Annotated in this window: 8 protein-coding genes; 4 read left to right on the forward strand and 4 right to left on the reverse strand. The window is 61.6% G+C overall.

Going from position 1 to position 8,931, the window contains the following annotated elements; all coding sequences use genetic code 11:
* Positions 1–130 precede the first annotated feature (130 nt).
* From H7A77_RS23385 to H7A77_RS23395, 3 genes are all read left to right on the forward strand, one after another.
* The gene (locus tag H7A77_RS23385) at positions 131–1,591 is read left to right on the forward strand and encodes a glycerol kinase (protein WP_182074716.1); all 1,461 of its coding nucleotides are present in this window, start codon (positions 131–133) and stop codon (positions 1,589–1,591) included.
* A complete protein-coding gene (gene eutH, locus H7A77_RS23390; protein WP_033643135.1) occupies positions 1,584–2,816 on the forward strand; it encodes an ethanolamine utilization protein EutH in 1,233 nt (410 codons plus the stop codon). The genes H7A77_RS23385 and eutH overlap by 8 nt, the downstream gene beginning before the upstream one ends.
* A gap of 99 nt (positions 2,817–2,915) precedes the next feature.
* Positions 2,916–3,272: a DUF1937 family protein gene (locus H7A77_RS23395; protein WP_182074717.1), complete on the forward strand. Its 357-nt coding sequence runs from the start codon at positions 2,916–2,918 to the stop codon at positions 3,270–3,272.
* A gap of 38 nt (positions 3,273–3,310) precedes the next feature.
* Here the strand turns inward: H7A77_RS23395 and H7A77_RS23400 are convergent, their stop codons facing one another.
* Both H7A77_RS23400 and H7A77_RS23405 read right to left on the reverse strand, forming a co-directional pair.
* Positions 3,311–5,236, reverse strand: coding sequence for a DUF3857 domain-containing protein (locus tag H7A77_RS23400; RefSeq protein WP_147837944.1), 1,926 nt, complete (start codon positions 5,234–5,236; stop codon positions 3,311–3,313).
* A gap of 122 nt (positions 5,237–5,358) precedes the next feature.
* Complete coding sequence (locus H7A77_RS23405) at positions 5,359–5,928, reverse strand: helix-turn-helix domain-containing protein (protein WP_255443902.1); 570 nt, start codon at positions 5,926–5,928, stop codon at positions 5,359–5,361.
* Positions 5,929–6,057: 129 nt separating this feature from the next.
* Between H7A77_RS23405 and H7A77_RS23410 the strand changes: the two genes are divergently transcribed.
* Positions 6,058–6,954, forward strand: coding sequence for a DMT family transporter (locus H7A77_RS23410; RefSeq protein WP_089191783.1), 897 nt, complete (start codon positions 6,058–6,060; stop codon positions 6,952–6,954).
* 209 nt (positions 6,955–7,163) lie between these two features.
* Here H7A77_RS23410 and H7A77_RS23415 read toward each other — a convergent pair whose 3' ends face one another.
* Positions 7,164–7,769, reverse strand: a complete 606-nt coding sequence (locus H7A77_RS23415; RefSeq protein WP_147837945.1) for a nitroreductase family protein — start codon at positions 7,767–7,769, stop codon at positions 7,164–7,166.
* A 69-nt stretch (positions 7,770–7,838) separates the two neighbouring features.
* Positions 7,839–8,931, reverse strand: a 1,093-nt coding sequence (locus tag H7A77_RS23420; RefSeq protein ID WP_182074718.1) for a cytochrome c, incomplete at its 5' end; no start/stop codon positions are given.

The following is an 8,931-nucleotide window of genomic DNA, read 5'->3' on the forward strand; positions in this document are numbered from 1 at the left end:
ATCACGCGGGGTTATTTTATCTTGTGATTTATGTTGCTTTTGTGTGTGAAATTGAAGATAGATTATTAAAACAGTCACACAACCAACACCAGGCACAATAAAAAAACAAAACCTATAAGAGAGCGAAGCAATGATGAATCAACGTTATGCCGCGATTGATCAGGGGACCACCGGCACCCGGGTCGTGGTGTTCGGCGAAGACGGCAGGCACCATTCACCGGCCAGCATGCCGCACAAGCAGATCACCCCCAATCCGGGCTGGGTGGAACACGACGCCCTGGAGATTTTGGCGAATATCCGCCGCTGTCTCAGCCAGTGCGGCATGGTGGACGCCATCGGTTTAGGGCATCAGGGCGAAAGCCTGCTGGCCTGGGACGCCGACAGCGGCCTGCCGCTGTACAACGCCATCGTTTGGCAAGATCAGCGCACCGAGCCGGAGATCCAGCGGCTGAAACGCGAAGGCGTTGAGCCGCTGGTGACGGCGAAAACCGGTCTGCCGCTCGATACCTACTTCTCAGCCAGCAAGATGGGCTGGCTGATGAACAACGCCCCGGGCGCCAGGCAATTGGCGCAACGCGGCCGCCTGCGGCTCGGCACCATGGACGCCTTCTTCCTGTTCCACCTGTGCGGCCGGCATCTCACCGACTATAACTCGGCCTCGCGCACCTCGTTGTTCAACATTCATACCCTGCAGTGGGATGAGGAGCTGTGCCGTTTGTTCGGCGTGCCGATCGACAGCCTGCCCGAGGTCAGAGACAACATCGGCCACTTCGGCGACGTCGCGCTCAACGGCAAACCGGTGCCGCTGACGGCCTGCATCGTCGACCAGTTTGCTGGCACATACGGCCACGGCTGCCATCAACCGGGGCAGATGAAGATCACCTTCGGTACCGGCGCCTTTTTACAGGCGATCACCGGGCCGCGCCCGATCGATGCCGGCGAGTCCGGCCTGTTGCCCACGCTGTGCTGGAAGCTGCCCGACAGCGAGCCGGTGTATGGCCTGGACGGCGGCGTTTATAACGCCGCCTCCGCCATTAACTGGGCGAGAAAGATAGGCCTGTTCAACGATTTCGATGAATTCGGCGACTTCCCCTCTCAGCCGGCCATCGTGCGCGGCCTGGCCTTTGTGCCCGCGCTCTCCGGACTGGCTTGCCCGTATTGGGACCGCTCCGCCGCCGGGATGTGGGCCGGGCTGTCGCTGGAGACCGAGCGCAAGGATCTGCTGCAGTCGATCCTCGAAGGCATCGCCATGCGTTCCGCCGAGGTGATCAACGCCATGGATAAACTGAAACCGATCGGCGACAGCATTTCGGTGGACGGCGGCCTGTCCGCCAACCGCTATTTCACACAGTTTCTCGCCAACCTGATCCAAAAGCGCATCGTCTCTCCCGCCAATAAGGAGATCACCGCCCAAGGCGTTGCGCTGTTGGCGCGTAAAGGACTGGGGGTGGAACATCCGCTCAAGGTGCTCAACCGCTATGAAGTGACGGAACCCGCCGAGGTCGATATGGCGGGCTGGTTTGCCCGCTATCAGGAAATCATCGCGCGCTCGCGCGGCTTACGTTCATCGCAGGAGGAACACCATGGCTGAGTTCGGTAATTTCATCATCTATATCATCATGGCCGGCACTCTGATCGGTGCGCTGGCGTCGATCGTCAAACCGGAAGGCGAGCTGGGACGCGAATTCGTCAACGGCATTCACGCCATCGGCCCGGTGTTTCTCGCCCAAGCTGGCATCATGGCCGCAATCCCGATCATCTCTTACCTGATCATGTATAGCATCGGCCCCTTCTTCTCGGCGCTCGGCTCCGACGCCTCGATCGCGGCGCTGGCGGTGATCGCCGTTGACATGGGCGGCTATCAGCTGGCCGATGCCATTGCCGCCAACCGCGACATGTGGATCGTCGCCATGTTGGTGGGTTACACCTCGGGTGCCAGCATCGTGTACCTGATCCCGGTCGGGCTTATCATGCTGAACCGCGACGACCATAAATATCTGGCGCTGGGTGCCATGGCAGGCCTGATCAGCATTCCGTTCGCCGTGCTGATCGCCCTGGTGACCATCACCTTCAATAACCTGCCGGTCAGGGAGATTATCTCCACCACGTCACCTGCCGCGCACTATCTGCAGCTGGACTTGCTGCAGGCGCTGCGGCTGCTCTCCCCGCTGTTCGCCCTGTGCTTCCTGCTGGCGCTGGGGCTGAAGCTGCGGCCGGCGGCGATGGTGAAAGGATTCCTGATCTTCGGCAAGGCGGCGGATGCCTTTATCAAGCTGGTGTTGGCGCTGTGCATCATCGAGCATTTTACCGGTGTATTTAAAAAGGTGTTCGGCGGCTGGGTATTCGATCCGTTATTTGCCGACAAAGACGAATTATTCCGCGCTATCGAGATCGCCGGTTATATCGGCATTATGTTGGCGGGCACATTCCCCATTTGTTATTTATTCCAGCGCTATTGCCGCAAGCCGATGCATTTCATCGGTAAAAAGCTCGGTTTATCGGATACCGGCGCGCTGGGCTTTATTATGGTATTGGCCAATATCATCGCCGTTTATCACCTGTTCAAAGGCATGCGCGCCCGCGATAAGGTGCTGTGCGTGGCCTTCGGCATCTGCGCACAGGCCACGTTGGGCGATCACCTGGCGTTTACCGCCAACTTCCAACCTTCGCTGGTGTTGCCGATCATGATGGGCAAATTCCTCGGTGGCATGATCGCCGTGCTGATCGCCATAAAAATTTCGGTGCCGGAGGCTGAATTGCTGGAAAAAGAACAGACGCAAAGGCAATCGACGGCCATCGCCGCCGCCGCTCGTTAAATTTACCCCTAAGCCATAAAAATAAACGGGGCGCCGCCTCACGGTGAAGCTGCGCCCTTTTTTCGTCCCTGACAACAATTATTGAGAGAACAAACGCTAATGAGAAAAATATTTTTAGCCTGCCCCTACAGCCACGCCGACGCCAACGTCGTGCAGCAACGCTTTATCGCCTGCAACGACGTCGCCGCCGCTATCGTGCGAGCCGGCAACGCCGTTTTTAGCCAGGTCAGCATGTCGCATCCGATCAACCAGTGTTTGCAAGAGCTAGACAAAACCGCCATCGGCAAGCTGTGGGCGCCGATCGACGCCCTGTTCATGGCGGCGATGGATGAATTGATCGTGCTCGACTTGCCGGGTTGGCAAGAGAGCGGCGGCATCAAGCGCGAGATGGACGCTTTCGCGGCGCGCGGTTGCCGCGTCAGCCTGTGGTCCGAGGTCGCAGGCGAGTTCAACTGAGGCGTGCGCCCCGCCGCTTGGCGCGACGGGGCATCGGCTTATTTGCCGTTGGCCAATTCACCGTACACCACCTGGCCGCGGAAACCGCGCCGCACCTGCTGGAACAGCTCGCGGAACGCCGGGTAATCCTGCGCCTGGCACAGCGCTTCCTTGCCGCGAATGGCGTTCACCTGCAGGCGGTGATTGACGGTCACCTGCTGCCCGTCGCGCCGCCACTCGACGCGATAGTCGCCCGCCGCATTGCGGAATTGCCGATCTTTCGGAATAGCGATGATCGGCACGTTGGCCGGCAGCTGCAGACGGTAGGTTTCGTCGTAGCGCTGCGCGGTGCAGTAGAACGGCGTTTCGTTGCCCGGCGCCGCCGTGGTGGTATACAGCGTGCGGAACGATTTGCCGCCGGGCGGGTTGGGCAACGTCATGCCGCCCACCACGCCGAAATCGACGTAGTCGTCCGCCTTGAAGCGGAAGCGATAGCCGAACTGCTTTTTGAGATCCAGCGGATCGCTGTTCATCGCCACTTCGCCGTTGCCGTCGATGCCGGAAGCGGACATGATCGTCGCTTCGGCCTGCGCCCGATTCTGACGGTTGATCTGCGAGAAGTAGCCCCGCAGGTCAATTTCTTCCACTTCGCTCAGCCGGCGCTCGGTTTCCCCCTGCAGGTTGCCCGCCTTGTCGAACACGAAATCGACGTTCAGCGCGCTCTTGACCGGCTGCTCATCGCTGCCCGGCGTGCGCGCCAGCCTGGCGTCGCGCGTCAGCAGCACCGGCGCGCCCAAATCGCCCTCCGGCAGTTGCCCGAAACGCGCCCAGGGATTGGTGGAATCGAGGTACAGTTTGAATTCAGGCACGTAGGTGATGGCGTGATTGAAGCGGCCAAGCAGCGGCACTTTAGGCAGGATCGGGCCTTCATCCATGCCGATCAGCACCGGCGAGCTTTCAATGCCTTTGGCGGCGAGCAGCGCCTCCAGGATCACCACGTGATCCTTACAGTCGCCGTAATGGTTATCGAGAATGCTCTGCGCCGAATTCGGCTCCAGCCCACCGTTGCCCAGGTACACCGCCACGTAGCGAATGTTTTGCGCCACCCAGCGATAGAGGGCCTCCGCCTGCTCGCGCCGATCGCTGATACCGGCGGTGATATTGTCCGCCAGCGCCTGAATGCCCGGCGTCACCTTCGCCGCCGCGCCGGCCTTCAGCTGGTAGGCCTTGGCCAACTGCGGCCACTCGCGGTAGGTGCTGGCCATGATGGTCGGGCTGAAGGTCCAGCTGTCCGCCGCCCAGTTTTGCGCCTTCATCGGCGCGCTGCGCGAATAATGCCAGCGCCAGTGCGCCTGGCCGTTGCGGATTTGCGGTTGGTCCCCGCCCTCGACGCCGCGCGTGAAGATATGCATCGGCAGCTTGGCCGGCGCCTGCAGGGTCACTTCGGCGTCGTCGAACTGATCGAAAACGCTGAACGTCTCCCACAGGCCGAAATAGTCAGGGAAATACGGGGTGTTCTGCGTGCGGCGCAGTTCGTACACCACGTGCGAGCCCGGCGCCAGGTTGGAGAACACGATGACGCGCACCTTGCGATCGGCATACAGCGGCGCCGTGGCGCTGGAATAGCTTTCCTGGGTATAAATGCGATCGGGCGCCACATCGTGGCGCTGGCCGTCGGCGGTCAGCGTATAGGCGGCGACCACCTCCAGCGTTTCCATTTTCTCGCTGTAGCTCAGGCGGATCTGGCTGAATTTTTCGACCGCCGCCTTGGTTTTCAGCAGCACTTCGTAGCTTTCCGTCTTCACGTTGGTGGCGTTGGCGTTAACGCGGTAATCCGCGCGATAGCGCACGAAGCTGAAATCGTTGTTGGCCGTGTCGTTCTGGCCCTGATCCGCCGCGGCGGGCGGTGCAGCGGCCAACACGGTGGCCGGGTGCGTCGCCGTCAAACCGGCGAGTAACAGTATGGAAGGAATAGCGATTTTCATCTTCGGTCCTTGAAGGGCAATAAACGGCGACGCCGGGCTACGCACCCGTCCCGGCGTCAAAACAGGCGGGCACACTAATATAATTGAGAATCATTTTCAATAAACGAACCGTCAACGCCGTGCTAGCCCTGCTCGATCAGCATCACAGCGGTGGTCTCCGGCTCCAGGGCCTCGAAAACGTGCTCGCGATCGGCGGAGTAACTGATGTAATCGCCGGCGCTCAGCACCTGCGGCTGATCCGCCGGGCCAAGGCGCGCCCGTCCACTGCTGATGATCACATGCTCGACGGTGCCCGGCGGATGCGGCCGGGAAAGTTTCGCTTCGCCGGGCTGCACCCGCAGCCGGTAAATGTCGCGCTGCGCGCCCGGTGGACAAGTGGCCAGCAACGTGGCGGCGTAGTTGCCCTGCTCTGACACCGCCACGGTCCCCTCATGAGCGCGGATCACTTGCACCTGCCTGCTGGGTTGCGAAATCAGTCGGCTGACCGGCACATCCAGCGCCATCGCCAACGCCCACAGCGTTTCCAGACTGGGATTACCGCTGCCAGCTTCGAGCTGCGACAACGTGGACTTGGCGATACCCGCGCGCTTCGCCAGTTCGGTGACGGACAGGTTCAATCGCTCCCGCTCACGGCGGATTGCCGCCGACAAGAGGCCGATCGGCGTGATGTTCTGCATTAGGCTCTCGCTCATTGTTCGTTATACCATTCATTTGTTCGACTTGACGAACACCGTCAACCATGTTCATCATAATGTTCGATTGTTCATTTTAATGATTAAGCGACTTCACCACAAGTACGGTCAGGCCGCGAGGGAAACGACATGAAAACGAAAACGCGCGGCGCAGTGCAAATGATCCTCGCCATGACGATCTCCGGCACCGTCGGTTGGCCGGTGATCGTGTTAGGGCAGCCGCCCGCCACGGTGGTGTTTTGGCGCTGCGCGTTCGGCGCGCTGGCGATGCTGGCCACCTGCGCCGCGCTTGGGCAACTGAAATCAGGCGCCATCAACCGGCGGCAGCTGGCTTTCGCCGTCCTGGGGGGCCTCGCGCTGGTGCTCAACTGGACGCTATTGTTTGCCGCCTATGCGCATGCCTCGATCGCTGTCGCCACCGTGACCTACCATGTTCAACCGTTTATGTTGGTGGCGCTGGGAGCGCTGCTGTTCGGCGAAAAACTGACGGCTAATCGGCTGGGCTGGCTTCTGCTGGCGTTCGCCGGGATGGTGTTGATCGTCACCGGCCGGCAGAGCGGTGGCGGCGATGGCGACTATCTGCTGGGCGTGGCGCTGGCGCTCGGTGCGGCCCTGATGTACGCCCTGGCGGCAGCGATTGTCAAACAGCTGGCCGCGTTGCCGCCGCAGCTCATCGTGTTGATTCAACTGACCGTCGGCGCGCTGGCGATGGCGCCGTTCGCCGGTCTGGCCCGCCTTCCCGCAGAACCGTTCGACTGGCTGCTGCTGGCGACCCTCGGCCTGGTGCATACCGGGGTGATGTCCACGTTGCTCTATGGCGCTATCCAGAAAATCCCCACCGCTCTGGTTGGCGCGCTGTCGTTTATCTACCCGGCAGTGGCGATCGTGGTGGACTGGGCGGCGTTCGGGCACCGTCTCAGCCTGTTGCAGCTGCTGGGCACGCTGGCCATTCTCGGCGCGGCCGCGGGCATGAACTTCGGCTGGCGATGGGCGCCCGCCGCGCACCGGGCCGGTAAAATCGGTTAATCCCGTCCGACGGGCAAGCTATGCACAATAAGGCATTCGCCTTGTGTTCGGCGCGGTGCTATTTATTTAAACCGTGTAGGGTAGAAGGAGTGTTCTATGTGGCATCACCGCCTGCAACGGCGCATCCGTTTCAGTTACTGGAACGAACTGTGCGTCATAAAAAAATAAGGGAAGGCGCAAGCCTTCCCTTTTGTCATTCACCGTTCAGCTCAGAAGCGATCGGTTTTCACCACCTCGTCGAACGGCAGCTTGCCGATGCGCGGGTAAGGTTGCCCCGCCGCCTTGCCGATAGCGACCATCAGCGCGATCTGATAATGCGCCGGCTTATTGATAATCTCGCCCACCGCGTCGAAATCAAAACCGTCCATCGGGCAAGAGTCGTAGCCCTGCGCCTTGGCCGCCAGCATCAGCGTCTGGGCGAAGATGCCGCTGCTGCGCATCACTTCGTCGCGCTGCACCTGCGGCTTACCGCGATAATACTGATCGACGGCCGGGATCATGAATTGCTGCACCGGCTCCGCCGCGTCGGCCCAAACGGTTTTTACTTTCGATTCCCAACTCGACAGATCGCCGCACAGCACGACCAGCATCGACGCGTCAGTCACCTGCGCCTGCCCCCACGCCGCCTCGCGAATTTTCTCGCGCTGCGCGCGATCTTCGATCAGCAGCAGGCGCCAGTGCTGCAGGTTAAACGCGCTGGGAGCGCCCTGCAGCGCAATGTTCAACAGCGCTTTTTTCTCTTCGAGCGTCATCACGTGCTGCGTATCGAACTGCTTGGTGGCGCGGCGTTGGCGGATCGCGTCTAACGTATTCATTTTACTGCCTCTGTCCATGTGAAAAGGTCTATTGTCGTCAACGCGGCGCGGCTGTCCAGCCCCAGGCGGCTATTTCTGCGCGGTTTCGGCGCGCAAACGGCTGACCTGCGCCGCCAAGTCCGGCCACGGCGCCTGACCGGCGTAATGCTGCCGCAGGTAGTTGAGCAGGATGGCGATCTGCGCGTCATTCAGGTTATGGCGAAAGCCCGGCATATAGCCCAGCTCGGCGTTCGCCGGCCGCTGTATGCCGTCCAGCACCACGCGAATGGCGTTGTCCGGCGCGTCGGCGAACAGGTTGGTGTTCAGCGCCAGAGACGGCCGCACCCCCGCCATCTGCGCGCCTTTTTCCTGCGCATGGCAAGCCATGCAGGCGCCGGAAAACAGCCGCGCCCCTGCCGAACTCAGAGGCTCCACCTGGCGCTCCGCCTGAGCGTTTAACGTTGTCGCCGTAGCGCCCGCCGCCGTTTCAGGATGATAGCTGCGCAGATAGACGGCGATCGCCTGCAGATCGGCCTGCGGCAAGCGCGACAGCCCTTCTTCGATCACCGGCGCCATCGGGCCGGCGGCGACGCCGTGGTTGGCCGAGTAGCCGGTGCGCATGAAATCGACCAGATCCTGCTGCGTCCACGCGAGCGGCGTGGGCGAGCGGCCGGTCAACGCCGGCGCCGTCCATCCCTCGGCCACGCCGCCGGCCAGGTGCTCGCCGCCGGTTTTCTCGCCGAACAGCACGTTGCGCGGCGAATGGCAGGCGCTGCAGTGCCCCAGCCCTTCGACCAGGTACGCGCCGCGGTTCCAGTCGGCGCTTTGGGCCGCCTGTTCCGGCATCGCGCCCGGCGTCAGGAACAGCAGGTTCCAGGCAAAGATGCCCTGGCGAATGTTGAACGGAAAGTGCAGATCGGTGGCCGGCGGCCGGTACTTGACCGGCGGCTGCGACATCAGATAGGCATACAGCGCCTGCAGATCGTCGTCGCGGGTGCGGGTAAAGGCGGTATAGGGAAACGCCGGATAGAGATAGCGGCCCTGGCGATCGACGCCGTGGCGCATGGCGCGTTCGAACGCCGCGTAGCTCCAGCTGCCGATGCCGGTTTCCACGTCCGGCGTGATGTTGGTGGTGTAAATGGTGCCGAAGGGGATCTCCATCGCCAACCCACCGGTGTTGCGC

It is taken from the genome of Serratia sp. ME47, assembly GCF_903970925.1.
GTDB lineage: Bacteria > Pseudomonadota > Gammaproteobacteria > Enterobacterales > Enterobacteriaceae > Serratia > Serratia ureilytica.

Bases quoted from the DNA above. Each gene is read 5' to 3' on its own strand.
- H7A77_RS23385 (WP_182074716.1), top strand. From the start codon at position 131: ATGATGAATCAACGTTATGCCGCGATTGATCAGGGGACCACCGGCACC.
- eutH (WP_033643135.1), top strand. From the start codon at position 1,584: ATGGCTGAGTTCGGTAATTTCATCATCTATATCATCATGGCCGGCACT.
- H7A77_RS23395 (WP_182074717.1), top strand. From the start codon at position 2,916: ATGAGAAAAATATTTTTAGCCTGCCCCTACAGCCACGCCGACGCCAAC.
- H7A77_RS23400 (WP_147837944.1), bottom strand. From the start codon at position 5,236: ATGAAAATCGCTATTCCTTCCATACTGTTACTCGCCGGTTTGACGGCG.
- H7A77_RS23405 (WP_255443902.1), bottom strand. From the start codon at position 5,928: ATGAGCGAGAGCCTAATGCAGAACATCACGCCGATCGGCCTCTTGTCG.
- H7A77_RS23410 (WP_089191783.1), top strand. From the start codon at position 6,058: ATGAAAACGAAAACGCGCGGCGCAGTGCAAATGATCCTCGCCATGACG.
- H7A77_RS23415 (WP_147837945.1), bottom strand. From the start codon at position 7,769: ATGAATACGTTAGACGCGATCCGCCAACGCCGCGCCACCAAGCAGTTC.